This is a genomic window from Lacrimispora amygdalina (assembly GCF_900205965.1).
GTDB lineage: Bacteria > Bacillota > Clostridia > Lachnospirales > Lachnospiraceae > Lacrimispora > Lacrimispora amygdalina_A.
Genome location: NZ_OAOF01000016.1, coordinates 72871 through 98466 on the forward strand (window position 1 = coordinate 72871; position 25596 = coordinate 98466).

Genomic DNA, 25596 nt, shown 5'->3' on the forward strand with positions numbered 1-25596 from the left:
TAACCTGAAGCTTTTTTTTGTACCGTAGAGGATTGTCTTCCAGGAAGAATATTTTAACATCCTCCCTGGAGCTTTCGACAATTTGCATAATTTTATATATTTATTTTTGTGCATTCTGACCATCGCGAAATTCAGAAGGAAGCATTCCGGTGATTCGTCTAAATACCTTGGCAAAATAATTGGAATCCAAATATCCCACCTGTATACTCACATCCTTTACACTGGCGTTTTTATTCATAAGCAGCTTTTTCGCCTCGCCGATTCTGACCTTTGTCAGATAAGTAGTGAAATTCTGATCAAAACACTGCTTGAACAGTTTACAGAAATACGCATCGGAATAGTGAAGCATCCGGGCCGCATCCTGCATGGAAATTTCTTTCATGTAATTATTCTTTATATATTCCAGGATCCTCGCTGCTACTTCACTTTTAGCATCTCCATCTTCTGATTCATGGAGTTCTGAATCGGGTTCATGAGGATCCTGACCAGCATTTGAACCAATATCTGCGAGGCGCATGGCTTCTTCCATGACAGAAAGCAGTTCCTCTTCTTCACAGGGTTTTAAAAGATAATCCAGAGCCCGTATGACAATTGCTCTCTTCGCATAGGAAAATTCATCATATGCAGTTAAAAAGATAATGACACAATCCCTGCTTAAACTCCTGATTCGTTCTGCAGCCTCCACACCGTTTAGTTCCGGCATGGCTATATCCAGAATGGCGATCTGGCACTTTTCCCTCTCAAAAACAGCAATTGCATCTGCTCCGTCAGCAGCCTCACTGATTGTGATACTGTCACCAAAATGTCTGTTAAGTCTTCTTGCCAGCGCCATTCGTTCGATCTGCTCATCATCTGCCAGTAATATACGATACATGTATCTGCCTCCTTACGAATTCTTTCGGTAGTCCGGGGTAAAGGAAAGCTGTACAGCAGTTCCTTTACAGGGACTGCTGAATATGGATACCTCCCCATCCTCATACATCCCATGGACTCTCCGGTAAATGTTTCCCACACCGATCCCTGTTTTCGTTTCATTTCCCTCTCTTAATGAGCTGCGGATTTCTTCCAGAGTTTCTTTACTGATTCCGTCTCCCGTATCAGCCACGGATATTACCAGCTTTCCTTCCTTCAGCCAGGATCGGATAAGAATCCTTCCTCCCCTGCTTCGTTTGGAAAGTCCATGTATAACTGCATTTTCCACAAGTGGCTGCAAGGAAAAGGAGGGAATCAGTATGTCAAGAGTCTGGGGACTGCAGTCTGTCATATACTGGAAGCGCTGTCCAAAACGCATCTGCTGCAGATACATATAATCCTGGACAACTTTTAATTCCCGCTCCAGAGGCATTACGGAATCCGTTGACTTCAGGTTATAACGGAAAAGACTGCTGAGCGCAGAGATCATTTTCTCTGTTACTCTGGCTTCCTCAATCTGTGCCATGCTGGATATCATGTTTAGGGTATTAAAAAGAAAATGGGGATTAATCTGGTTTTTAAGCATCTGCAGACGAACCTCATCCAACTGCTTTTCCATCTCATGCTTTTCCGTTAATGCACGAATGTAACCACGAGTTGAAGATTTCATGGAAGAAAAAGCCCGTACCAGTCCGGCTATTTCATCGTCTCCTTCTTTCTTCACATCTTCACCGGAAAAATCATTTTTCCCGATCCGTGCAGAATCCTCAGCCAGTTCCACCACAGGACGTATAATGCTGCGGTTAATCGACCGGTTTAGAAGCTTAACCAAAAGCAGGGAAACAGCTCCCCAGATTATACTGACCAGCGGGATAATCACCAACAGATAGCGGTTGCTTTCATAGCTTTCATTCCCCTGTTTTACTGTCATCTGCTCCAACTGTCCTGCATGAGTAGTTAAATACCCCTGTACTCTGTATATCGTATATAATTTTTCCGTATAATCCGGATCCTGCTTAGTCAGTTTATGAAATGCTTCCCGGTATCTGGAATAGCTTTCGTACATATTCCGGATCGACCATACCTTTGCATACTGATACCGCCCTGTTTTCTTATAATCATAAGGAAGCTGGTCAACAGCCCGCTTTGTGTCCCGGCAGGCCTTACGGTATGCATCACGGCTGTCTTCCGTTTCATCTCTAATATAAGAAGCAAACGAATTCTTTTCATTCTCCATCGCTGACCAGAATGCCAGACTCTGGGAATTGTTTCTTAATACGGAGCTGAATCCTCTCATACCAAACCCAGCCACCATAAAGTTAGCTAATATCGATAATATTACAACAGCAGCTCCGCTGGCTGTAATATAATTCACTTTTTTCTGAAGGGAAAGTGTACCCCAGAACCGATGCAGCCCGCTGTTTTTCTTTTCTTCCATTCCATTTTACCTTTCAAACGTGTGATTCACGGTAATTGGCGTTTTAAATCAGAGTATATCAGTTCTCATCTTGTTTTTCAAGCGTCTTTCCTGATCCTGCTGTTTCTTTTAACTTTTTCATAACCAGGAATCCGGTTTTCTGTTTTAGTAAAAAGGATTACTAAGAACCACCATACATTTCATCACACGTTAGCTGCAAAATATGTTGAACTGGGTATGCCTCCACAAAAAAACACCCCACATGCGACGCCTTTGCCGCACATGGGGTATTAAAAAGGGGAGGATAAGTATTCACTTATCTTTGGTATAATTTTATTATCACCCATTCAATTGTTTTTATTCACATAAAAAATATTTATTTATGAATTTCGGACAATTTCTTCTTTAATCCCTCCAGATAAACCATATCCAGTCTGCGTTTTGCTCTCAGCGGCTTGGCATCTTCCTCTTTCAGCCGCTCATCCATCGCTGCAATCCGCTTTTCACATTCTTTGATCTGCTCGGTCAGCATAGATCTGCTGGGTTTTTTCATAATCACCGGCAAGTCAAGTGTTCTGGTAAGAAAACGGGAAACAGCTTCCTCTGTCTTCGTCTCATTATCATAAAGCCGTTTATAAAAATCGCAGACTGCCAGATAAAGATTCTCATAAGACTTTAAATCTTCACCGCCAGCTCCGGAAACCACAATTGTTCCATCCTGAATAAAAAAACTGATTCTGTCCTTATCTTCTTTCTCCAGGCTGTATTTGCTTTCATCTATTTTATCCAGCTTTAATCCTTCCGTGATCAGATCAAATACATACCACTTCAGTTCACTCGTTACCAGACCGTTTAACGATTCCAGCCCGATCTCTTCCTCATGCTCCATCTCGTATCTCCCTTTCCATTTACTGTTCACTTTCGTACCGTTATTATACAGGAACCTTTCCCACAGCTCAACCACTATTTCTAAAAATACAGTCTGAATCTTCCTGAATCATAGGATGTCCCAATTAAATATTGGTAAGACGTTCAAAAAGAGTATTAATATTAATTTGCCCATATCCCCATACATTATTTGGATATGTATTGGTCGGATTACGTGTTGCTCCTCTTATCAACAGCCGGTTCACATCAATGCCTGCTATGGTTGTATAGTTTCCTCTTGGAACTGCCCATTCAAAAACCATAGCTTCAATCCCGGTTGCCTGTGCAGCTGCACATCCGCTTCCGGTTATGGTGCCATACTGATTTCCCGGGACAGCGCAGACCAGTTGATATCCCGGTGCTGCAATATCCGGTTTTATAAATCCGGTTCTTGTATACCCTCTGCCGGACTCCGGCAATATGCTGTCGTTTTCCGCATTGTATGCAGTCACCGCCAGCGGGTGGGTGGAGGTACCAGGAGCTGTAATGGTTGTATCCGGATTGGAATTTAAGAAAAAGGTGTCTTTACTAATCAAATCACCAGACGGAAGCCAGGAATGAAAAGCGAAGGCCTCATTTTCCAGATTCTGCACTTTAATAGTCCAGATACCCGGGATCGGATTCTGAAAGCGGATCAGAATCAGCTGATCACCTGTTTCTTCTTCAAAAATATAATTATTGATATATACAACGCTATCGTTTAACACGAAAGAAAATCTTCTGCATTCACCAAGGGAAGGATATACCTGTCCGGTTGTTTCTCTGTTTGGTACCGTAATTTCAATAGAGAATCTTGCAGGCGCAAATGGCCATATTTCCATGGAAAACAGCTTATCGTTTTCTCCCACTCTCATCTCAAATTCGTTCACAAAAGGTTCTGTTGAAGTATTATTATAATAGTGCCTTCGCTTATTCGCTTCATTTCCCGCTGAAATCACGACCCCGGTCAGGGGCTGTTCTGCGAAAAAATTGGTAATATAGCTGGTCGCACCCCTGCCATCATGGCTGGACTGATTCGTTCCCATGGCGATACAGATGACGATCGGACGATTCAGCTTGCGGGCAAGCGCTATAACATAACTGATACCTATAATTAAATCTGATTCCTGATAGCATTCAGCATCTTCCGGAACAAAGAAGATCCGTTTCAGCGAATTTTTTGCGGGTTTCAGTTTTACAACCACCAGATCTGATTCTGGTACAACACCACTGAATGACTGAGCCGGATTGGACTTTCCTGCTATGATACTGGCAATTGCAGTACCATGTCCATTGGTATCTACAGAAGGAACGATGGATAAAGGATCTTCCGAGCGCAGTGCCACATTAATGTGCTCTCTTGTATATTCAGTCCCATAGGTAAATCCTGCTGGCGGGTTACCGCTTTGAATGGTTTGATCCCATAAGGAGAGAATCCTGGTTGTTCCATCGTTGTATAAAAAAGCCTGATGCTGATAATCAATACCGGTATCAATAACAGCTACCAATACCCCCCGTCCAAACAAAGCAAGATAGGGAGTTCTCTGAACTGTTCCTATTCCTGATTTTTCAAGGCTGATTACAGAGCTTAGCGTCAGCACAGAGGGAAATGCATTATAAGGATAGGTGCCTAGAATACAGGGATCCGGTGGCATACTTGGGATCGGGATATGAGCCAGCGAATGTCTTAAATTCATGTACGTAATATTATCTCCTGTGTCATAAGCAGATCTCATCACATTGCTGATAATGAGATCATAATAATTTTCATCCAGTATTTTTTGCATAAGCAGGCCTCCCTGTCTATCACTTATGGTACATATGATATATCTTATGCAAAATGGCACTTAATATGAGATCATTCATAATAGAAAAAATGATGCATAAAATATAGCATATGCCTGGAGTGATGAAATAAAGGAGATCAGATAATGTTAAAAATACTGGACAACGATTATTATGATATGATAATTAATAATTTCATGGTTCCCAACTTCGGCTCCGGTGACAATCTCACTCTGCTAAACGGCAATTTCTCTCTGCTTCATGTCTCGCAAAAAAACAAAGATCTCTGTGACCTGGGGCGAAATCCCTACCATTATTTTCCTTCCCTTTATACGCTCACCTCTGTTATCGGGAAACATCTCTCCCCCCCTTTTTATACTGTCCAGCAAAATCCCGATTTCATCTTATCCGGACAGGGAATTATCGTAGGAATTGTGGATACAGGAATTGACTATCAGCATCCGGCTTTCTTTAACAGGGATAAAACAACTAAGATTTTATCAATCTGGGACCAGACCATTCAAAATGGTCCCCCACCCCAGGGATTTACATTTGGTACGGAATATACAAAAGCAGCCATCAATGGTGCTTTAAACTCAACAGAAGCCTTATTGTATGTACCAACGACGGATACCATTGGACACGGAACTGCCGTGGCAAGCATTATAGCCGGAAGTCAGAATGATGATCCGCCATTTCGGGGAATTATCCCAAATGCCGATATAGCAGTGGTCAAACTGAAAGAAGCCAAAGAAAACTTAAAAATGCTTTTTTCCGTACCAAATGACAGGCTGTGTTACCAGGAAAGTGACATTGTTCTTGGAATTCGTTATCTGACAATTCTTGCACAAAGACTGAAGAGGCCCCTTGTTATATGTCTGGCAATCGGGAGCAGTCAGGGAGGTCATGACGGCAAAGGTGTTTTAGCCAGATATATTGATGACTTGGTACAACTGCCAAAAATCGGAATCGTCACCTCTGCCGGGAATGAAGGAAATAACGGCAGACACCATTTTGGATCTGTGGTTTCGTTTCCATATACAAGTAATTTTCAGCTAAATGTGGGCCAAGGAGAAAATAAATTCGCCATGGAACTGTGGACGGCCGCCCCAGGACTGCTTTCTATTGAAGTCACTGCTCCAAACATGGAAAAGATTCCCAGAACAGATCCAACCTTTATTAATTGCACAAAATATCAGCTCAACTCCGGTCAAAGCACCGTCTGGATCAACAATATAGGATTTGAACAGCAAAGCGGGGAACAGCTGATACTTCTGCGTTTTGAAAATCCACTTCCGGGATCCTGGTATTTTTATGTCAAAAGCACAGAAAACGAACGCTTCACTTATAATGTCTGGCTTCCTTCCGGAGACTTGATTTCTGATAACACATTTTTTCTAGATCCTGATCCTGATACTACTATCACAGCACCTGGCAACACCCAAAATGTGTTCACAGTTACTGCCTATGACCAGCAGACCGGAAATATCCTGAATGAGTCTGGCAGGGGATTTACAAAAAGCGGACTGATAAAGCCTGACGTAGCTGCTCCTGGTTATAACATCACGTGTGCAATCCCAGGAGGACAGTACGGAACTTTAACTGGAACCAGTGCTTCTGCCGCGCAGGCTGCCGGTGCAATGGCTATGCTGTTTGAATGGACTCAGGGTAAAGGAAATCTCACTTCAGTTACCGGAGAACAGGCAAACAGGATGCTGATCCGCAATGCACAGCGCAGCCCGTCTTACCATTATCCCAATCAAATCTGGGGTTATGGAATTCTGGATATTTACAGGCTTTTAGAACGGCTCTATACTAATTTATAAGTCTGGTACATATACAGTATAGAATTAAAAAGAGAAAGGTGATTTTCCTTCAGGGAATCACCTTTCTCTTTTTAAGATGTCTGATTTTTCGAATCCAGCTGGCTGGTACAATGGGGACATCGTTTTGCCTTTGGATGGATGGGCTGGTAACAATATGGACACTTTTTGTCCTCTGTTATGGAAGTCGTCTGTGATTGTTTCTTCCCGTTCACAACATTGATTGCTTTTATTATAATAAATATTACAACGGCCATGATCAGAAAATTAATCACGGCGGTAATAAAGGAACCATAGGCAAATACAGGTCCCAGTGCCCGGGCATCCGAAAGAGTCTGAACCAAAGAACCTTGGGGAGCCTTATAAAGGAGCAAAAACTGGTTGGAAAAATCCACCCCTCCTGTGATCACCCCAATCAGGGGAGAGATGACATCCTTAACCAGGGAACTCACTATTCCCTGAAATGACGCGCCTATAATAACGCCGACTGCCAGATCGACTACATTTCCCCGGAGTACAAATTCCTTAAATTCTGTAACAATCCCCTTTTTCTTACTCATCGTATCATTCCTCTTTCCTTTCAGCCTCACATTCCATGGTTTCTGTATCATAGGATTGGTGAAACCCTGCAAGAATATACCCAAATATCAGTTTCCCATCACGTTTTCTGCATTTTCTTTTACCCAATCCCTGACAAAGGCAGAAAATACTCTGACTGTTGGGCGGAGCGTTTTACCGGAAGGCACACAAAAATAGATGATGCGGGATACTTCCGGATCCAGAGCTCTTCTTACATACCCTCCGGATCCGTAAGAATCCAGAACAAGCTTAGGCAGAATACTGATACCGCAGCCTCCGCATACCATGGCTATGACTGCCTGATCGCTTAAAAATCCGCTATGCTCCATCAGTTTTCCCTTTGCCTGCCGAAGCATCTTTCCCACGGAATAGCTGGTTCCTTCGCTGGGAATCACAAATGTTTCTCCTCTTAAATGGGTAAGAGTAATTGTTTCACAGGCACAAAGAGGATGCTCCGGAGACAGTATCACATAATAGGGATCTTTTACCAGCGGGGTCTCATTTTCCTTTCTGCTTGATTCAGCCGTAATCGCGCAGTCAATGACATCTTTGGAAAACCAGTCTTTCATGATTTCATAATTGATCGCATCATTCATGAATAAGTCCACCATCGGATATTTTTTTTTGAATGCGGTTATGATCTGAGGCATCCACTTGACAGCAACACTTGTGATTACGCCGATCCGGATCTTTCCATGCTGTATATTATCCTCTCCTGCCATCTGTCTGATAAGTTCTTCCTTTTCTGTCAGCTCCTTTGCAGCCGGATAGATTCTTTCTCCCTCTTCTGTCAGGGATACACCGTTTCTTCCTCTGTAAAGCAGCTTGATACCCAGTTCCTCCTCCATGGAAGAAATCATGTGGCTGGCTGCAGTCTGGGAATAATTCAGCTGGGCCGCAGCTTTTGAAAGATTTCCTGTTTCCGCCGCTCTCACAAACAGAATATATTTATTCACGTCCATATGATTTATCCTTTCGTTTTTATCTCTAATTGGATTATACATGAATATCTTTCATGATACCATTGAAATTTAATCATTATATTAAGAAAAAAATTCATGATAAAATCAAGAAAATCATACCAATAACGGAGGATATAATGAATATAGCAATTCTCGGCGCCGGAGCCATGGGCAGTCTGTATGCCAGTTATCTGGTGACCTTTCATTCTGTCACATTGATTGACAGTTTCGCCCCATTAATCGAACATATTAATACTAAGGGACTGGTAAAAGTCGGTCACGACAATACAGAAACATTAATAAAAGCAAAGGCAGTTTTAAGCGGAACCAGGCTTGGGTATCAGGATCTGGTGATCGTTTTTGTAAAAGGAATTCATACCTATGAAGCCATGAAAAACAACCAGTCCCTGTTTGGACCGGACACCATTGTCATGACCCTCCAAAATGGGGCCGGCAATAACCGGGACATCGCACAGTTTGTTCCCAGAGAACGGATTATTGTTGGCACCAGCAGTCACAATAGTGTCTCCCTTGAATTAGGGAAATTTTACCATTCCGGCTGCGGTCCCACCAACATCGGTCCTGATCTTCCCTGTGAAGAATCTCTGCAGGATGTAAATAAGGTGGCACAGGCACTTAAGGAAAGCGGACTTACGGTAAATATCATAGAAAATATCCAATACGTCCTCTGGCAGAAGCTGGTCATAAACTGCGGCATCAATGCCTTAAGCACTCTGATGCAGTGCCGGATCGGTGAAATCTATACCAATCCCTGGCTTTGGGATCTATGCAGAAAAATAGTTTACGAATGCGTATTGATTGCAGAAGCAGACGGTACTTATCTGGACAGAAAGGAAGCTCTCCTGGCAGTTCAAAAGGTATGTGAAAATGACGCCGACGGATTTGCCAGCATGTATCAGGACAGACAAAAACAGAGGCTGACGGAAATTGACAGAATTAATGGTGTGGTTGCCAGCCTGGGCGGCAGTTACAGCATCTCCGCCCCCTGCAACAGTATGCTGGTCACTCAGATACATGCCATGGAGCAGATGTATTCCAATTCTTAAACCTTCCATTATAGCACCAGACTTTCCCTCTGTGTTATACTATTTGCAGAATGGAGGCTCTGGTGGTTATGAATACATATAGAACAACAGAAATTGCAAATAAGACAGGAATTCACCCCAACACAGTACGGCTTTATGAGAAGTTGAATCTGATTACAAAACCAGAGCGCCTGCCCAATGGATACCGCGTTTATACAGACCTGCATCTGGAACAGATCCGATTTGTAAGAATGGCATTAAAAGCGGAAATACTGCAGAATGGTCTTAGAAAACAGGTAATTGCCATTATAAAGGAAGCGGCATCTCTGGAATTTGACAGCGCACTGCTTATGACCAGGAATTATTTACAGCAGATTCATAATGAACAGAAACGTTCAGAAGAAGCTATAGAGATAACGAAAAAACTGTTATCCGGGAAACAGGAGAAACAGGAAAATAAAGTTTATACAAGAAAAGAGACAGCGGATTATTTAAATATCTCCATGGACTCCCTAAGAAACTGGGAAATGAATGGACTTCTCAAAGTTAAACGGCGGCGTAACGGCTACCGAATTTATACCGGAGAAGATATTGTCCGTTTAAAGATCATACGATCACTGCGTTGTGCAAACTACTCGCTTTCAGCGATTCTCCGAATGCTTGATGCGCTGTCTAAAAGTCCTAAGACCGATATACGGCAGGTTATTAATACTCCGGCAGAGACCGAAGATATTATTTCTGTGTGCGATCATCTGCTTACCGCACTTTCAGAAGCAGAGACACTTGCAAAAGCTATGGAAGTCCAGCTGAAAAAAACGAAAAAACTTCTTTCTTCCAACCCTACATTTTAACACCAGACTTTGTTCTGGTGTTATTCTCTTTTTATCAGAAAAAGGAGGAAAAAAAATGGAATTCGTAATTAAAGCCGAAAAACTGACAAAATCATATGGCAGTTTAATTGCACTCGACCAGTTTGACTTGTCTGTTGGAAGGGGGGAGATCTGGGGTCTGCTGGGAGCCAATGGCGCAGGAAAAAGTACAGCAGTAGAGTGCATTATCGGAACCAGAAAAGCAGACTATGGAACTACAGCAATTCTTGGAATGGATCCGCAAAAAGACCGTAAAAAAGTATTTGAACGGGTGGGTGTCCAGTTTCAGGAAAACAGTTACCAGGATAAAATCCGGGTATCAGAACTATGTGAGACAACCGTCTCCCTATACAAAAATCCCAAGGACCCAAAGCTTTTGCTGCACCAGTTCGGACTTTCTGACAAGCTTAACGCAATGGTAAGCGAATTGTCCGGCGGACAGAAACAGCGCCTGTTTCTGGTACTTGCTTTGATCCCAGGACCGGAAGTTATCTTTTTAGATGAGCTGACCACAGGGCTGGATGTCCGGGCGCGGCGTGATGTATGGAACCGGATTCTGGACCTGAAAGAAAACGGACTGACGGTGGTTCTTACTTCACATTTCATGGACGAGGTTGAAATGCTGTGTGATAAAATTATGATTTTAAAAAATGGAATAACAGTATTTCGCGGTACAGTACCAGAAGCGATTTCAGACAGTCCCTGCACCAAACTGGAGGATGCATATTTCTATTTTACAGAGGGGAGGTCCCATAATGAAAACGTTTAGAACAATATTGAAAACAGAGTGTAAATTGTCACTACGGGGAATGGATATGTTTATTTTCGCAATATTTATGCCTGTTACAATTTTTATTCTTTTGGGAATTATATATAAAGATAATCCAGCTTTTGACGGTGCCGGCTACACATTTATGGACCAGTCTTTCGGTGCAGTATCAACCATTGCAATCTGCGCAGGGGGCGTTATGGGCCTTCCTCTTGTGGTATCTGATTACCGGAAAAAGCATATATTAAAACGTTTTCAGGTTACACCTGCAAGCCCGATACTGATACTCGCGGTACAACTCACCATTTATGCCTTGTATTCCTTTGCTTCCCTCATTCTGGTCTACAGTGTGGGAGTAATTTTTTTCGGTCTTCATTTAAAGGGTTCCCTTCTGATTTACTTAGCCACATATTTGCTGGTGATGATATCCATGTTTAGTATCGGACTTTTGGTGGGAGGGATTGCTCCAGACATAAAAGCAGCCGGCGCTGCCGCCAGCATTCTCTATTTCCCCATGATTATTTTTTCAGGTGCTCCCCTTCCCTATGAAATTATGCCAGTTGTACTTCAAAAATTCTCTGATTTCATGCCACTTACCCAGGGGATAAAACTACTGAAAGCTGCAGCATTGGGATCTCCTGCCAAAGAATTATTCCTTCCTGTTTTATTCATGGGCGCAACAGCATTTTTATGCATTGCCCTCACCCTCCGTTTTTTTCGGTGGGAATAGGCGGCTGTTTTAATTGACAACTGAACCGTTCTATGCCATAGTTAAACCATCAGAATTATTCTGCTATGGAGAACGCTCATGAAAAACATTCCCAACTATATTACCGTAACCCGCCTTGCTCTGTCTGTACTTTTGTATTTTATTACGGACAACTGGACACTTTTTCTTATCATCTATTTCATCTGCGGCGCAAGCGATATTCTTGACGGCTTCCTTGCAAGAATGTTTCATCTACAGACAAAAACAGGAGCCAGGCTGGACAGCCTGGCCGACTTTATATTTTTCTTTTCCGCTTTTTTCAGAATGCTGCTCTCTTACGGACTGACCATATCATCTCCGGTTATCTGGGGAACCATTCTGGTTGCACTGATCCGCTTTTTCAATCTGTATATTACAAGGAGAAAATTCGGGCTGCCCGGTATCCTTCACACGATAGGTAATAAGCTTTCCGGAATCATCTTCTTTCTTGCATGTCCGGCAGCTGTGATGATGGGTGATCTGTCTCTTTGGGTCGTTTTCATTCCTTTCATTTCCTCTTTAGAAGAAACCTTCATTCTGCTTCGGTCAGACTTTTATGATCCTGATATTAAGAGCTTCTATCATATATTGAAAAAATAAATGTTTAATCCTACCTGATCTTTCCTTCATTATAATGTTTCCGGCAAAGGGATACATATTTTTCATTTGCTCCCATTAGAATCTGTTCTCCGTTTCTTACAATCGTTCCGTTTTCATCTAGCCTTGCATTCATTCCTGCACGGCTGCCGCACCAGCAGACTGTTTTTAATTCCGTGATTTCATCTGCCAGTTCCATCAGGCGTTTGGAACCCGGAAAAAGATGAGAAGTAAAGTCCGTCCGCAAGCCGTAACAAAAAACCGGAATCTCGTACTGGTCCACAATATAAGCCAGTTTATCTATATCTGATTCAGCAAGAAACTGTGCTTCATCTACAATTATAACATCGGATTTCTTCAGTTCTTCCGGATCATAGTTCTGTAATTCAGACCATACAATGCAATCAGCCTCCAGGCCAATCCTTGATCTTATTTTGTTAATCCCATCTCTGGTTTCAATATCCGGCTTTACCAGCAAAACCTGTTTTCCCTTTTCTATAAAGTTATATCTGGTCATCAGTGCATTTGCTGTCTTAGAACTGCCCATGGCCCCATATCTAAAATATAATTTAGCCATTCCTGTCTCCTTTGTCTTCTATCGTTCGCGTTGAATCCGCCAGTTGAATTTTACCACAGACATGGTTGGAAGTCCATATAGAAAGAGTCTTTATTCGGCTTCCTGATAGCAGATAACCGGAACACCGGCTTCTATATTTTTATAAATTATTTCTGCAAGATAATACGGCGCATTCACGCAGCCGTGGGTACCGTTTTTCTTATAAATTTCACCCCCGAATGCATGCCTCCACCTCGCATCATGGATTCCAATATTCCCATAAAACGGCATCCAGTAACGGACACCTGCTTCGTAACCCGGTCCGGTTAAAACTGCTCCTTCCTGCTTGTAGTTAAGCATATATGCTCCGGTTACTGTAGCGTTGCCTGTGTTTGGATTGCCGGTGACCACCGGCCCCTGTACAACCAGCCTGCTATCTTTGTAAAACCACAGATGCTGTCTGGTTATATTTATCTCCACATAGGTCTTCCCAATCTCATTTCCCGCTCTTGATACTGCTTTTTGTATATAAACAGGTTCTCTCATAAGGATCCGCCCTGTAATAATATTGTCAGTCAGCGCTTCTGTTTCGCCTTCCTGATCAATCTTCCAGCCATAGATTCCACCCTCAATCTGTACCTGAGTGCCAGAAGAGGTTATAAAATCCCTTTTTATTCCTACTGTATTATATTTTCCCCCTAATTCCTTCACATAGGTCCGGACGCCACCTTTGTCTATAACCGCATCCAGATTTTTGTCCACTGTAATCCAGTTCTGTATCACATTCCCATCCACCACCTCTCTCTTACTGCCAAACAGATAGATGATATGGCTTGAAACGTACTTGTTCAAATGTCTGAGCGTTTGGAACGTTTTAGGAGAATTCATGGTATAGACCGGATTTTCGTAGCAGTCATAAACTTCCAGATCAACTCTTGTTTTCCCTCTTAACAGACAGTCTGCAACTGCTGTTTCCAGCTTTTCTTTCTTTATATGATTACCATATACCTCCTTCACCAGCTGATAGTGACCGTTCAAATAGATATATGATACATTTTCAGGCTCTATTCGCGTTTGTTTAAAACAGTCCAGGCTGTTTATGGCTTCTTTCAGTCTGTTCTCATCATAGGAGAACAGGTCCGCTGCATACAATTCCTGCTTTTTAAACAGGGATGATAACCAATGAAGGGCGTTCTGCTCATACAACGCTTTCTTTATATACGTTCTGTTTTTATATGTAAGCCCAGCCTGCTGACCGGTAATTTTCTCAGACTTATCACTCCGTTCTACCAGGAGAAGCTTATAATGATCCACATAGGTGCTTATGTCCTGGTCCGCTTCTTTTGCACTTTTCAGCGAAAGATCTGCTCCATTAATAGTTGTATGGAAAAAGAAATGACTGGTAAAATAAAAAGAGATCAGTAAATAAACCAGCAGCACAGCTGCTGCTGCAATACCAAAGAGCTCTACTGCTTCTCTCTTTGCGCAGGCACTCATTTTTTCATACCTCATGACAACTCAGCCTCACTTTTCCTATGCACCCGGTTCATATAATTTTATGTTTTAAAAGTTATATTTAATACTGGGCGTATGGAAACAGGCAGCAATGATGATTTTAAAATACGGACTCAGAAGAGTCCGCATACTATCCGAAATGCCCTGTAATATATTGTTCCGTTTCATGGTTAACCGGAGAAGAAAACAATTGGCTGGTTTCATTGTATTCGATCAAATTCCCTAAGAGAAAAAATGCCGTCTTGTCTGAAATGCGGCTAGCCTACTGCATGTTATGAGTCACAATTACGATGGTATATCTCTCTTTTAAATTGACAATCAATTCCTCTAACTTCATTGTGGATATGGGATCCAGCGCGGAGGTTGGTTCATCCATAAGTATCACCTCCGGCTCTACTGCCAGAACACGGGCAATGCATAAACGCTGCTGCTGCCCTCCCGAAAGTCCCAGTGCACTTTTATGAAGCCGGTCTTTCACTTCATCCCAGACAGCCGCCTGTTTCAGGCTGTTTTCAACAATCTCATCCAGTTTGCATTTCTGATTGATTCCATTGATACGAGGTCCGTAAGCCACGTTTTCATAAACGCTTTTTCGAAATGGATTGGGCTGCTGGAATACCATTCCCACTTTTTTACGAAGTGCAATGGCATCCATGTCACGATAAATATTGACTCCGGATAAAACAACCTCCCCCTCTACATGTACATCAGGCTCCAGCTCATTCATACGGTTTAACGTTTTTAGAAAGGTTGACTTTCCGCAGCCGGACGGTCCGATCAGTACAGTAATTTCGTGTTCCTCAATTTCCATACTGATCTGTTTGAGCGCCTGGAAATTTCCATAAAATAAATTCAGCTGCTTTATGGAAAATTTGGGCTTACGATCTAAATTCATTCTTTTGATCCTCCGGATTTTCTTTTGATTCGTTCCGACATAATTCTGGCGGTCAAGCTGAATCTAAGAACCAGTATCACCAGGATCGCAGATGAAAAATTCGCGATTTCAGTGGCGTGAGGATTTAAACTTCCTTCCGTACGCATGACCCAGATATGAAGCGCAAGTGTCTCTCCAGGGCGAAACGGGTTAAGTGCACAGGTTGGTGACGTAAGATTCCAGTTTGACCAATTAATATTCGTACTTTGTCCTGCTGTATACAAAAGTGCTGCTGCTTCCCCGAACCCGCGGCCTGCAGCCAGTATGACTCCCGTAATAATACGGGGAAGACAGGCGGGAAGAAGCACCTTAAAAATCGTCTGCCACTGGGTTGCCCCCAGAACATAGCTTCCATTTTTATATCCGATTGGAAGATTGCGTATGGCATCTTCTGTAGTTGTTGTTATTAACGGCAGACTTAAAATAGAAACAGCCAGAGCACCGGCCATAAGATTCCATTTCGCTCCAGTCATCAGAATAAATACGAGATATCCAAACAATCCGACTACAATGGATGGCAAAGAGGAAAGAGATTCAATACTTACCCTGAGGAAAGAAAGCATTTTTCCTTCTTTCGCATATTCTGCCATATAGATTCCTGCTGCCACTCCAATGGGAACACTGATAAGAAGAGATAAAAAAACAAGGTAGATGGTATTAAACAACTGATTTCCCACACCTTCTCATCCAAATGACAGAAGTTTGGGATAGAATCCAATGAGACCACTAAAGATTATGGCACCTGCCAAAAACAGAAGAAATAATAATATAAAGCCACCAACGACATAGAATAAGATGGTCATTCCTTTGTCTATAGTTTTTGATTTTTTGATGCGTAGTTCTATGGTATCAGACTTCACCGGATCCACTCCCCTTTCGAAACATAACATGAATTAAAAATATAAAAAACATAGAAATCAGGAATAAGAGAAGTGCCATTGTCCAAAGAGCCAGGTTATGCTCCCCACCATCTGCAGAATTGCCCATATCTGCCGCAATTGCAGCCGTTAAGTTATTGGTTGGTGACAATAGGGAGGAAGGAAAGGCCCTGGTCTTACCGATCACCATGGCTACTGCCAAGGCTTCTCCAAATGCTCTGGATAGTCCGAGAATAATACCGGTAAAGATTCCTGGAAATGCAACTGGCAAAACAACACGGCTGATTACCTGCCACCTGGTTGATCCCATTCCATAAGCCGCCTGATAATATTCCTTTGGTACATTACGTATGGCATCGGCTGAAAGTGCCGTAATGGTGGGAAATATCATAACTGCCAATACAATACTGGCTGCAAGAACAGAAAATCCACCCATTCTTGCTCCAAATGTATTCTTGATAAAAGGAACCAGAACGGTTAGTCCAATCCATCCATAAACGACAGAAGGAATTCCCATAAAAATCTCAACTGCAGGCTGGAAAAGTTTCTCTCCAGCATTCGGCGAAATTTCCACCATAAATATAGCAGCTGCCAGGCTGAATGGGGTTGCGATCAAAAGACTCAGACCGCAGGTTAACAACGAACCAAATATGTATATGGCAGAACCTACCTTTCCTCCCCCTTCGTTGGCGCTATCCATAGGTGACCATTCCGACGAAAAAAGAAATTCGCTTAATGTGTGATGGTACTTGGTAAATGTTCCCGTTCCTTTTACAATGAGAAAGAGTCCAATGGAGAGAGTCAGAAGTATGATTAAGATTCCGCAAACCGTAACCAATCCCCGCCAGAAATATTCATTGCGAAACTTGTGCAGCGTATTCTTTTGCGATGTCCCGCCTTTAATACTTTCTAAATTCGACAATTTTAACACCTCTTCTGAATAAAATGAAATGCCGGACAGGCGCAAAAGCACCTGCACGGCAAAGGAATGGTTTCAATCCCAGTTCTTTACTGATGACTTTTTACTGCTTGATCTGAAAGTTTGGAAGAAGCACCATACCCCATAGCTTCAATATTAGAGGCAAATGCATCACTCATCATATATTTGATATATGCCTGAGCCGCTTCACTGCCTTCGCCTTTGGTATACATATGTTCATATCCCCATACTTTATAAGTTCCATTGTAAGTATTTTCAAGTGTTGGAGCAACTCCATCAATTGCAACTGCCTTCACTTTATCATTACTAACCAGATAGGAAAGTGCTACATAACCGATTGCAGCATCATTGTCTTCTACAGTCTGAAGAAGCGTACCGGAATCATCCGTCTCAAGCGCAGACTCCGAAGATTCTTCCACTCCGCCTAATGCCCAGGTCTTAAAAAGTGCACGTGTTCCGGAGGAGGTTGGTCTGGTTACCAGCATAATCTCTTTGTCCGGTCCTCCCACTTCTTTCCAGTTCTTTATCTTTCCTGTAAATATATCTGTTATTTGTTTTGTGGTAAGATTATCAACTCCCAGACTCTTATTTACTACCGCTGCCATGGTTACGGTACAAACTTTGTGGTCCGTCAATTCAGAAGCTGCAGATGAATCTAATTTCTCTTCTGCAAATACATCGGAGTTTCCAATGTCTACCGCACCTTGAGATACCTGCTTTAAACCGGTTCCTGAACCGCCCCCATTGGTAACGATAGAACAATCAGGATTTTGTTTCATAAACGCCTCAGCTGCCGCCTGAGCCAAAGGAAGCAGTGCGGAAGAACCGGAAGTTGTAACAGAACCCTTTACCTGCTTAGCGGCCGGAGCTGCTGCCTGACTGCTATCCTCATGACTATCAATTGCTTTTTTAGATAGTTTGGAGGAGGCGCCATATCCCATTTCTTCTATATTAACTGCAAACTCATCACCCATCATATATTGAATGAAGGCCTGAGCCAGATCACTTCCTTCGCCTTTGGTATACATGTGCTCATATAGGTCTTAAATAATGCACGGGTTCCAGAGGATGTTGGTCTGGTCACCAGCATGATTTCCATATCCGGTCCGCCGACTTCGTTCCAGTTCTTTACTTTTCCTGTAAAAACATCTGTCATCTGCTGGCTTGTAAGATCTTTTACTCCCAGACTTTTATTAACAACTGCAGTCATCGTTACTGTACATACTTTATGGTCTACCAGATCCTTTGCTGCTTTTTCATCCAGCTTTTCTTTTGCAAATACATCTGAGTTACCAATATCAACAGCACCTTCCGAAACCTGCTTTAAACCGGTTCCTGATCCACCTCCATTAGCAACAATGGAGCTGTCCGGATTCTTCTCCATAAATTTTTCCGCAGCAGCTTGTACAAGCGGAAGCAAAGCGGAGGATCCGGAAGTTGTGACTGTACCGGAAACAGTTTCAGGTTTTGTACTGCTTTCTTTCGTTGTCTCTGTTTTTGCAGTTGTTGTGGCATCTGTCTGGCTGGTTGATGTTTTCTTGTCTGATGTGCCTGCACAGGCAGCCAGACTTGCACATACTGCGGCAGTCAGAATCATAGCAATGGCTTTTTTCATCATCTTTATATCCTTTCTAAACTTTATTTACTTTATCTAGTATGCTACTGAGAAAATTTTCTTACTATCGAATTTATGAAATCTATTTGTCAAATCTTAGTAAATTTCTCAAAATTTCAGTTTTTACTCTTCTATTGGCTGAAACTGGGCACCAAATTTCGAATCATAATTTTATATATCAGGCATACTAAAAACACTTTATAAATAAAAGGAGGCATATAATGAGCAGAGATAATTCAAAAAAAAGCACAAACAACCATAAAAAGGAAGATGGCACCTTTCATTCAAAGCATATTAATCATAATCCCCAGGCAGAAAGCGCAAGAGCTGTATTCGGATTAAAGGAAGATAATTCAAAAAGATAAGAAGGAGGCGTTATCCATGTCAAATTATACCGGAGTTGTAAAATGGTTTGATAACGAGAGAGGCTATGGCTTCATCTCTGCCAACGATGGACAGGATGTCTTCGTACATCATTCACAGGTGAAAGAAAAAACGCATAACAAAGATCTGCACGAAGGCGAATCTGTCAATTTTGATGTTAGAAAAGGGGATAAAGGGTTAAGCGCCTTTAATGTCCAAAAAAACGATTAAAAGAAAAAGGAGTTGTCCAATGAAAAGAATCCATTACGAAATATCAGGTATTCAGAATAAAGATGTTAAAACACAGTTAAAAAATGCTTTGGATAAAATAGACGGAATTTCTATGATTAATATCGATGCAGCGAGAGGTTCTATTGAAGTGGGATATAATCAATCAACGGATGAAAATAGCATTAAATCTTGTATTGAAACAGTAGGATGTGAAATAACGGGGGAGTCCTGCGAAACCTCTTAGGCAAAATCTACTAAGTATAATTTATTACGGTCCCCCTTAGTCATATGTCTGGTGACGCAGGGGGATCATATTATGTATCCTTACAAGGTAATTAACTCCCGTTCTGGTATCTATAATGATTTTTAAAATACCGCCGCTAATATGTTGTGTGAGAAGAAAGTAACGACTGTGAGATCACATAATATCGGTATCCCTCATTATCAACCTCGCATATTTTTGACAATTCCTTATTGCCTTCTATTTTAACTTTTACAATTACGCAGGGTGTATATGAATTACCTACATCTGATTTTTCCTGATATAGTTCACTAAATAATACCCGCCGAAATCCTTCATGTTCTTATTGGACATAAAATAACTACCAGCTTATGATTGGTAGCTTAGTAAAATTCCATAGCATTTCAGTGTATACTCTGTAAATGCATTAATATTCTTTAATAATCCATTTCTAAGCTCATCACTTGTATTAATTGCCAGTTCAAATTGTTCTTGAGTAATATCTTTTTTAATTAATGCTTCCTCAAGTTCATCCATATCATCTACTATAATTCTACCATCAGGATAAACAATCAAATCTAAATACAAATCTTTAAAATAAGGCACACCATCTAAGTCTATTCCTTGTTCTGCTATCATATCTATGTACCAAACCAATATATCATTTTTTTCATTCATCATAGCAGTGATGCAATAAAAATCATCCTGTGACAGAATAGAGAGCCATTTCATTCCTTTATCGCAAACTGTAATTTCTACACCGTTAAATTTCCATATCTGCTTTTCGCTTACCTCTTTTATCTCCATAAGTCCAACATATCCCTTAAGAAATTCGGCATCTGCTTTTTTCCCGTACATTTCTTTTGAAACTATACATTTCCATTCATCATATGACAATCTGCTTTTTTTCAAATATAGTACCTCCTGGTTATTAGTTGTACTTACAGAATAAATATTAAATTATATTGTACAGCCTGCATTAACAAAAAAGAACCCTTGTAAACGCAAGACTTTCTCGCTTTTACAAGAGTTCTGAAAGAGTGGAGCAGACGGGATTTGAACCCGTGTCCAAAAACCAATTCCCTGTTCTTCTACTATCATAGTCAGTTTATTGACATTCCCTCCACAGCCCGGGAACTAACACCCTGACTGCTTCAGTAGCTTCATCATACACCCGTATGCTCAAAGCTTTGCACACGTCGTTTCTCACATAGTCGATGCCGGGATCTTAAAGTGTGAGTGCTCTAAGGCCGACAAGCTGCATTAAGCAGCTAAAGCTAATTTATTATTGTTAGCGTTTATATTTAGGTTTGCCATTTAACGCATCGCATGCGGATAGCTTCACCAGCTGCATAGCCCCTGTCGAAACCAGTACTGCCCCTGACTGGTACTCTTCAAGAGAGCATTATCATAGTATCACGAAAAAAAATAAATGTCAAGTTCCACTGCTTTCCATCTACAGATCGTCGATCAATGCACTGCTCTTTGCATAAGCCGTACTCTTTGCTTCAAAAAAATCAGTTTTTATTAAATTTGCATTGCTGTACTGACTGACCCAGGACATACTCTCCGGTTCTCTCTCATGGCCTTCGTAAATCCGCTCCCAGCCAAGACTTTCACAGCGGAAATTTCCCAGATATTTGATATAATCCGTAATCATCTCCTTCGTCAGACCGGGAACCTCATCTCCAATTGCATAGATTCCCCATGCAATCTCCTGTTCACAGCCTTCTTTGATCATGCTCCGGTATTCTTCAACGTATTCCGGAGTAAACAGCTGCGGTTCTTCCTTTTTCAGTTCCAGAATGATATTACGGAACAACCATAAATGGGTATTCTCATCCCGGTTAATATAGCGGATCTCCTGGGAAGACCCTGTCATTTTGTGGTTCCGCCCCAGATTATAGAAAAACATAAATCCGCTGTAAAAATAGATTCCTTCTAAAATAAAGTTGGCAACTACCGCCTTCATAAATGCCAGACTGCTTTTGTCCTTCTGGAATTCGTTATACAGATCTCCGATAAACGTATTGCGGGCCAGTAAATGAGGATCATTCTTCCATTGGTACAGTACTTCGTTTCTCGTCTGGGGCTCACAGATTGTATCCAGCATATAGCTGTAGCTCTGGCTGTGGACAGCTTCCTGAAAGGTCTGGATCGACAGGCAGAGATTGATCTCGTTGGCAGTTACATATTCACTGATAGCCGGCAGATTGGCAGTCTGAATGCTGTCAAGGAATACCAGGAACGACAAAATCTTATCATACGCTCTCCGCTCTCCCTGACTTAAAAGAGGATAATCCTTGCTGTCTCTTAAAAGATTAATCTCCTCCGGTATCCAGAAATTGTTCATGGCCTGACGGTACCAGTCACTTACCCAGGCATACTTCATATTGTTAAAATCATTTAAATTAGTGGTATTGCCGTTGATCATCCGCCGCTCTCTTACTTCTACGGATCCTTCCGGATTAAAAAGAGGACGTTTCTTTAACTGTTCCATGGGATGAATTCCACTCTCCTTCTTCATTATCTGATTTTCCCCACTTTCTAGCTGGAGCATGCATCACATTCATCCACCTCCAGGCTTTTGGAACGGATGTAATAGATGGTTTTTACTCCCGATTCCCATGCCAGAATATAGAGTCCAAGCACCTGCCGTAGCGTATAGTCATTGGTAATATACAGGTTCATGCTCTGGGCCTGGTCTATATGGCGCTGCCTGACCCCTGCTGCCTTCACAGACCACTTCTGGTCAATGTAATGGGCATTTTTATAAAGCCAGAATGTATCTGGTGAAAGTCCTGGTGCAACTCTGGGAACAAGTCCATTCTTTTTTTCTTCCAGATAATACCGGTTCATAATGGGATCAAGTCCTGCCGTTGTTCCTGCAATCATGCTGGTGCTGCTGGTAGGAGCAACAGCGATCAGCCAGGCATTTCTCATGCCGTATTCACTTACTTTTTGACTTAAAGCTTTCCATTCCTGTGTTTCATAGCCTCGTTTCTTAAAATAAGCTCCTGTCTGCCAGTCACTTCCTTCAAAGAAAGAATAAGTCCCTTTTTCCCTTGCTAGATCACAGCTGGCTTCAATGGCCGCATAGTTTATAGTCTCAAACACCTTGTCTGCAAATGTAAGATGCTCGTCTGATTCCCAGGCAATCCTGTTGTTTGCAAGCATGTGGTGGTAGCCGCTTACCCCCAGACCAATGGGGCGGTAACGTCCGTTGCTGATCTTTGCATAGGGAACAGGAAAATAGTTTAGATCAATGACATTGTCAAGAGCCCTTACTGCGCTGCACACCAGCTGTGTGATCTCTTCTTTCCGGTTCACATCAATATTACCAAGAGATAGGCTGGCCAGGTTACAGACAACGAAGTCACCAGGCTTTGTTACTGATACCACCACAGTCTCTCCGTCCACAGTCGCTGTATTCTGCTCCACCTGTTCCACCGCGCTCATATTCTGGGCTATCTCCGTACAGAGATTGCTGCAGTAGATGATCCCTTTATGGCTGTTTGGATTGGCTTCATTCACCGCATCCCGATTAAAGGTAAAGGGAGTTCCTGTTTCCACAGCACTTTTTAAAATTAGGCGGATCATATCCTTAATCGGAACCACCCTTTTATGAATTCTGCTGTCCTCCACACACTGGAAGTAGCGTTCCTCCCATAAATCACCCCAGCAGTCCTCAAGTGCCCAGCCCTTTACAGAAAGAATCTCATGGGGGCACATTAAGTACCAGTCACTTTCTATGTCATCCTTTGCCAGCCTCCAGAAAAGATCAGGATAGCATACAGCCGGAAAAACATCATGTGCTTTCATACGGTCATCTCCGTTGTTGGTCCTGAGCATTAAAAATTCCGGCAGATCTTTGTGCCATGCATCTAAATATACCGCTACTGCTCCCTGACGCATCCCCAGCTGGTCTACTGCAACCGCCGTATCATTGGCCAGCTTGATCCACCTGATAACACCTCCGGCTGCGCCCTTAAAACCACGTATGGCGCTTCCTGCTGCCCGGACCTTGCCGAAATAAAGTCCCATGCCGCCGCCAAATTTACTGATTTTTGCAAAGCTGTCAATGCTTCGGTAAATCCCGTCCAGGCTGTCCGGCACTGTATCAATAAAACAGGATGAAAGCTGATGATACGGCTTCCTTGCATTGGACAGAGTGGGAGTTGCCATAGTCACTTTTAAAGTGCTGAGCATATCGTAAAACCTTTTTACCCAGCCGGACCGGTCCTCTGTTTCCAGCATAGCCAGATGCATGGCAATTCCAAGAAACATCTCCTGCGGTGTTTCAATGGGAATATTCTCCCTGCTGCGGATCACGTAACGGTTCAATACCAGTTCCAGACCGGAATAAGTAAACAGACGGTCCCTGGCTTCATCAATATAGGATTCGTACAGATCGATTTCTTCCCTGCTGTAATGCTCAAGAATATAACTTCCGTAAAGCTGTTCTTTCGTTAAGTAAAGAACCTTATCATAAAAGCTTTTAATATCATTCCTGTTAAGTTCCTTTTTTCGGATGAGTTCAAACTGGACCAGATAAATTCTGGCGCAGATATACTCCCATCCGGAGGCTTCCTGGGTCGTCAGCTCCAATGCGGCCTGAATCAAAGCAGAAAGCTTCTCTTTGAGTGCCATACCCTCTTTATAAAACGTCATGAATTTTATAAAAAGTTTATCCAGGCTGTATTCGGAGGGTTGCCACTCCTGTTCTATCTCATCAAATACCCGTCTTAATCCGGGGATCTCCTTAAAATATGCCAATATCTCATTTTTACCGTATAATTCATCCATACTGATTCCTGCCATTCTATCCCGTTATAATAATATCAATAACTGTTATCAAAAGCTATATTCAAGAATATACCACAAGATATTGTTAATTTCAACCATCCAAGTACAAAATATTCGGTTTTTATTAATATCCGCTTCCACTTATATCCAAAGTGCTTTCTAACTCCAGATTCCGGAATAACTCCTCCACTGCCGACATATAATCCATAATATTCTGGGATTTTTGTATCTTTTTTCCCAGCTTTTCTCCGTTTTCAAAGGATATAATCAGATAGGCCCACAGCTCTTTCATTTTAAATAGAACATTGCGGTCTCCGGAAATAGTTTCCTGGTACCCGGAAAGAATCTGGTCGTGAAACTCTTTTAACGGTTCTTTTTTCAGACAACCGTTCCCCTGTATTTCACCAGACAGCATGGGATTGGTCACTAATCCTCTTCCAAGCATGACCCGCTCCACCGTCGGGAACGTCTGCATCAGCCGTTCATAATCCTTAGGAGTGAAAATATCCCCATTATAGCAGACCGGATTTTTGCTGACAGAGACTGCCATTTTAAAACTGTCCCAGTTTGGAGTATTCCGGTAAAAATCTTTTTGAATTCTGGGGTGAATAATCAGCTCTTCTAACGGGTACTTGTTATAAATTTCCATAAGCCGGTAAAATTCGTCCGGACTGTCAATTCCAATCCGGGTTTTAATGGATATCTTCATATCAAGTGAGAAAATCCGGTCCAAAAACTGGTCTAACTGGTCCGGGACGGCCAAAAAACCAGAACCTCTCTGTTTGGAAACCACCGTCCGGGAGGGACAGCCTAAATTTAAGTTCACTTCCTGATAACCATATTTTTTCAGCTCCTGGGCCGTCCATAAAAAGCCTTCCCATTGATTGGTCATGATCTGGGGAATCGTCCTTAATCCTTCGTTATGCTCCGGAAGAATATCATTTTTTTCTCTTGACGTAAATTTACGATTCTGAGTCGGCACAAGAAACGGTGTATAATAAGCATCCACATTGTTAAAAAATTTATGGTGAGCATTCCTGTATATATATCCTGTAATTCCCTCCATAGGTGCAAAGTAATATTTCATAAGCAGATCTCCTGTTC

Annotated in this window: 25 protein-coding genes, 1 other RNA gene and 1 pseudogene; 9 read left to right on the forward strand and 18 right to left on the reverse strand. The window is 42.1% G+C overall.

All coding sequences use genetic code 11. The features are described from left to right. Positions 1-100: 100 nt before the first annotated feature. The 4 genes from CRO04_RS19070 to CRO04_RS19085 all read right to left on the reverse strand — a co-directional run bounded on the left by CRO04_RS19070 (position 101) and on the right by CRO04_RS19085 (position 5022). On the reverse strand, positions 101-874 hold the full coding sequence (locus tag CRO04_RS19070) for a response regulator transcription factor (RefSeq protein ID WP_097005833.1): 774 nt from the start codon (positions 872-874) through the stop codon (positions 101-103). Positions 875-886: 12 nt separating this feature from the next. Next, positions 887-2350: a sensor histidine kinase gene (locus CRO04_RS19075; RefSeq protein WP_097005834.1), complete on the reverse strand. Its 1464-nt coding sequence runs from the start codon at positions 2348-2350 to the stop codon at positions 887-889. Between the two features lie 355 nt (positions 2351-2705). Then, a complete protein-coding gene (locus CRO04_RS19080; protein WP_097005835.1) occupies positions 2706-3218 on the reverse strand; it encodes a hypothetical protein in 513 nt (170 codons plus the stop codon). A gap of 124 nt (positions 3219-3342) precedes the next feature. Beyond that, on the reverse strand, positions 3343-5022 hold the full coding sequence (locus CRO04_RS19085) for a S8 family peptidase (RefSeq protein ID WP_097005836.1): 1680 nt from the start codon (positions 5020-5022) through the stop codon (positions 3343-3345). Positions 5023-5166: 144 nt separating this feature from the next. Here CRO04_RS19085 and CRO04_RS19090 point away from each other — a divergent pair, with 144 nt between their 5' ends. Continuing rightward, on the forward strand, positions 5167-6846 hold the full coding sequence (locus CRO04_RS19090) for a S8 family peptidase (protein WP_097005837.1): 1680 nt from the start codon (positions 5167-5169) through the stop codon (positions 6844-6846). A 71-nt stretch (positions 6847-6917) separates the two neighbouring features. Here the strand turns inward: CRO04_RS19090 and mscL are convergent, their stop codons facing one another. Then, entirely contained in the window at positions 6918-7403 is a 486-nt protein-coding gene (gene mscL, locus CRO04_RS19095; protein WP_097005838.1) for a large conductance mechanosensitive channel protein MscL, read from the reverse strand. Between the two features lie 87 nt (positions 7404-7490). Further along, positions 7491-8384 (reverse strand): LysR family transcriptional regulator, encoded by an 894-nt coding sequence (locus tag CRO04_RS19100; RefSeq protein WP_166432616.1) that lies wholly within the window; start codon positions 8382-8384, stop codon positions 7491-7493. Positions 8385-8521: 137 nt separating this feature from the next. Between CRO04_RS19100 and CRO04_RS19105 the strand changes: the two genes are divergently transcribed. The 5 genes from CRO04_RS19105 (at position 8522) to CRO04_RS19125 (ending at position 12416) form a co-directional block, all read left to right on the forward strand. After that, positions 8522-9451 carry a ketopantoate reductase family protein gene (locus CRO04_RS19105; protein WP_166432617.1) on the forward strand — a complete coding sequence of 310 codons (930 nt, stop codon included), beginning with the start codon at positions 8522-8524 and terminating at the stop codon, positions 9449-9451. Positions 9452-9519: 68 nt separating this feature from the next. Next, positions 9520-10281: a MerR family transcriptional regulator gene (locus CRO04_RS19110; protein WP_097005841.1), complete on the forward strand. Its 762-nt coding sequence runs from the start codon at positions 9520-9522 to the stop codon at positions 10279-10281. 55 nt (positions 10282-10336) lie between these two features. Then, complete coding sequence (locus tag CRO04_RS19115; protein ID WP_097005842.1) at positions 10337-11068, forward strand: ABC transporter ATP-binding protein; 732 nt, start codon at positions 10337-10339, stop codon at positions 11066-11068. Next, positions 11055-11798: an ABC transporter permease gene (locus CRO04_RS19120; protein WP_097005843.1), complete on the forward strand. Its 744-nt coding sequence runs from the start codon at positions 11055-11057 to the stop codon at positions 11796-11798. Before CRO04_RS19115 ends, CRO04_RS19120 begins: the two co-directional genes overlap by 14 nt. A 78-nt stretch (positions 11799-11876) precedes the next feature. Then, positions 11877-12416 (forward strand): CDP-alcohol phosphatidyltransferase family protein, encoded by a 540-nt coding sequence (locus tag CRO04_RS19125; RefSeq protein WP_097005844.1) that lies wholly within the window; start codon positions 11877-11879, stop codon positions 12414-12416. A 10-nt stretch (positions 12417-12426) separates the two neighbouring features. On the opposite strand, the gene CRO04_RS19130 is transcribed toward CRO04_RS19125, so the two are convergent. From CRO04_RS19130 to CRO04_RS19160, 7 genes and pseudogenes are all read right to left on the reverse strand, one after another. Continuing rightward, on the reverse strand, positions 12427-12990 hold the full coding sequence (locus CRO04_RS19130; protein WP_097005845.1) for a thymidine kinase: 564 nt from the start codon (positions 12988-12990) through the stop codon (positions 12427-12429). A 90-nt stretch (positions 12991-13080) separates the two neighbouring features. Continuing rightward, on the reverse strand, positions 13081-14481 hold the full coding sequence (locus CRO04_RS19135) for a L,D-transpeptidase family protein (protein WP_097005846.1): 1401 nt from the start codon (positions 14479-14481) through the stop codon (positions 13081-13083). A gap of 133 nt (positions 14482-14614) precedes the next feature. Next, positions 14615-15379: pseudogene (pstB, locus tag CRO04_RS19140) on the reverse strand (phosphate ABC transporter ATP-binding protein PstB). Then, positions 15376-16095, reverse strand: coding sequence for a phosphate ABC transporter permease PstA (gene pstA, locus CRO04_RS19145; RefSeq protein ID WP_330400888.1), 720 nt, complete (start codon positions 16093-16095; stop codon positions 15376-15378). The pseudogene pstB and the gene pstA overlap by 4 nt, the downstream one beginning before the upstream one ends. Before the next feature lie 172 nt (positions 16096-16267). After that, a complete protein-coding gene (gene pstC, locus CRO04_RS19150) occupies positions 16268-17218 on the reverse strand; it encodes a phosphate ABC transporter permease subunit PstC (RefSeq protein ID WP_330400889.1) in 951 nt (316 codons plus the stop codon). Positions 17219-17304: 86 nt separating this feature from the next. Then, positions 17305-18264 (reverse strand): phosphate ABC transporter substrate-binding protein, encoded by a 960-nt coding sequence (locus CRO04_RS19155; protein ID WP_242974554.1) that lies wholly within the window; start codon positions 18262-18264, stop codon positions 17305-17307. Beyond that, positions 18210-18854, reverse strand: a complete 645-nt coding sequence (locus CRO04_RS19160) for a substrate-binding domain-containing protein (protein ID WP_141401009.1) — start codon at positions 18852-18854, stop codon at positions 18210-18212. Before CRO04_RS19160 ends, CRO04_RS19155 begins: the two co-directional genes overlap by 55 nt. Positions 18855-19072: 218 nt before the next feature. Between CRO04_RS19160 and CRO04_RS26370 the strand changes: the two genes are divergently transcribed. Genes CRO04_RS26370 through CRO04_RS19170 form a run of 3 tightly spaced genes read left to right on the forward strand, consistent with a single transcriptional unit; the run spans position 19073 to position 19689 of the window. Continuing rightward, on the forward strand, positions 19073-19216 hold the full coding sequence (locus CRO04_RS26370; RefSeq protein WP_166432618.1) for a CPC_1213 family protein: 144 nt from the start codon (positions 19073-19075) through the stop codon (positions 19214-19216). 16 nt (positions 19217-19232) lie between these two features. Then, positions 19233-19445 (forward strand): cold-shock protein, encoded by a 213-nt coding sequence (locus CRO04_RS19165; protein WP_097005848.1) that lies wholly within the window; start codon positions 19233-19235, stop codon positions 19443-19445. A gap of 19 nt (positions 19446-19464) precedes the next feature. Further along, entirely contained in the window at positions 19465-19689 is a 225-nt protein-coding gene (locus tag CRO04_RS19170) for a heavy metal transporter (RefSeq protein WP_097005849.1), read from the forward strand. A 366-nt stretch (positions 19690-20055) separates the two neighbouring features. Here the strand turns inward: CRO04_RS19170 and CRO04_RS19175 are convergent, their stop codons facing one another. The 5 genes from CRO04_RS19175 to CRO04_RS19195 all read right to left on the reverse strand — a co-directional run bounded on the left by CRO04_RS19175 (position 20056) and on the right by CRO04_RS19195 (position 25579). Further along, positions 20056-20598, reverse strand: a complete 543-nt coding sequence (locus tag CRO04_RS19175; protein WP_097005850.1) for a DUF402 domain-containing protein — start codon at positions 20596-20598, stop codon at positions 20056-20058. A 126-nt stretch (positions 20599-20724) separates the two neighbouring features. Continuing rightward, positions 20725-21067: a transfer-messenger RNA gene (gene ssrA, locus CRO04_RS19180) on the reverse strand. A 75-nt stretch (positions 21068-21142) separates the two neighbouring features. Next, entirely contained in the window at positions 21143-22186 is a 1044-nt protein-coding gene (locus CRO04_RS19185; RefSeq protein ID WP_097005897.1) for a ribonucleotide-diphosphate reductase subunit beta, read from the reverse strand. A 47-nt stretch (positions 22187-22233) separates the two neighbouring features. Then, entirely contained in the window at positions 22234-24492 is a 2259-nt protein-coding gene (locus CRO04_RS19190) for a ribonucleoside-diphosphate reductase subunit alpha (protein WP_097005851.1), read from the reverse strand. A 124-nt stretch (positions 24493-24616) separates the two neighbouring features. Beyond that, on the reverse strand, positions 24617-25579 hold the full coding sequence (locus CRO04_RS19195; RefSeq protein WP_097005852.1) for a tRNA dihydrouridine synthase: 963 nt from the start codon (positions 25577-25579) through the stop codon (positions 24617-24619). Between the last annotated feature and the right edge of the window lie 17 nt (positions 25580-25596).

Bases quoted from the DNA above. Each gene is read 5' to 3' on its own strand.
- CRO04_RS19070 (WP_097005833.1), bottom strand. From the start codon at position 874: ATGTATCGTATATTACTGGCAGATGATGAGCAGATCGAACGAATGGCG.
- CRO04_RS19075 (WP_097005834.1), bottom strand. From the start codon at position 2,350: ATGGAAGAAAAGAAAAACAGCGGGCTGCATCGGTTCTGGGGTACACTT.
- CRO04_RS19080 (WP_097005835.1), bottom strand. From the start codon at position 3,218: ATGGAGCATGAGGAAGAGATCGGGCTGGAATCGTTAAACGGTCTGGTA.
- CRO04_RS19085 (WP_097005836.1), bottom strand. From the start codon at position 5,022: ATGCAAAAAATACTGGATGAAAATTATTATGATCTCATTATCAGCAAT.
- CRO04_RS19090 (WP_097005837.1), top strand. From the start codon at position 5,167: ATGTTAAAAATACTGGACAACGATTATTATGATATGATAATTAATAAT.
- mscL (WP_097005838.1), bottom strand. From the start codon at position 7,403: ATGAGTAAGAAAAAGGGGATTGTTACAGAATTTAAGGAATTTGTACTC.
- CRO04_RS19100 (WP_166432616.1), bottom strand. From the start codon at position 8,384: ATGGACGTGAATAAATATATTCTGTTTGTGAGAGCGGCGGAAACAGGA.
- CRO04_RS19105 (WP_166432617.1), top strand. From the start codon at position 8,522: ATGAATATAGCAATTCTCGGCGCCGGAGCCATGGGCAGTCTGTATGCC.
- CRO04_RS19110 (WP_097005841.1), top strand. From the start codon at position 9,520: ATGAATACATATAGAACAACAGAAATTGCAAATAAGACAGGAATTCAC.
- CRO04_RS19115 (WP_097005842.1), top strand. From the start codon at position 10,337: ATGGAATTCGTAATTAAAGCCGAAAAACTGACAAAATCATATGGCAGT.
- CRO04_RS19120 (WP_097005843.1), top strand. From the start codon at position 11,055: ATGAAAACGTTTAGAACAATATTGAAAACAGAGTGTAAATTGTCACTA.
- CRO04_RS19125 (WP_097005844.1), top strand. From the start codon at position 11,877: ATGAAAAACATTCCCAACTATATTACCGTAACCCGCCTTGCTCTGTCT.
- CRO04_RS19130 (WP_097005845.1), bottom strand. From the start codon at position 12,990: ATGGCTAAATTATATTTTAGATATGGGGCCATGGGCAGTTCTAAGACA.
- CRO04_RS19135 (WP_097005846.1), bottom strand. From the start codon at position 14,481: ATGAGGTATGAAAAAATGAGTGCCTGCGCAAAGAGAGAAGCAGTAGAG.
- CRO04_RS19155 (WP_242974554.1), bottom strand. From the start codon at position 18,264: ATGTATACCAAAGGCGAAGGAAGTGATCTGGCTCAGGCCTTCATTCAA.
- CRO04_RS19160 (WP_141401009.1), bottom strand. From the start codon at position 18,854: ATGATGAAAAAAGCCATTGCTATGATTCTGACTGCCGCAGTATGTGCA.
- CRO04_RS26370 (WP_166432618.1), top strand. From the start codon at position 19,073: ATGAGCAGAGATAATTCAAAAAAAAGCACAAACAACCATAAAAAGGAA.
- CRO04_RS19165 (WP_097005848.1), top strand. From the start codon at position 19,233: ATGTCAAATTATACCGGAGTTGTAAAATGGTTTGATAACGAGAGAGGC.
- CRO04_RS19170 (WP_097005849.1), top strand. From the start codon at position 19,465: ATGAAAAGAATCCATTACGAAATATCAGGTATTCAGAATAAAGATGTT.
- CRO04_RS19185 (WP_097005897.1), bottom strand. From the start codon at position 22,186: ATGGAACAGTTAAAGAAACGTCCTCTTTTTAATCCGGAAGGATCCGTA.
- CRO04_RS19190 (WP_097005851.1), bottom strand. From the start codon at position 24,492: ATGGATGAATTATACGGTAAAAATGAGATATTGGCATATTTTAAGGAG.
- CRO04_RS19195 (WP_097005852.1), bottom strand. From the start codon at position 25,579: ATGAAATATTACTTTGCACCTATGGAGGGAATTACAGGATATATATAC.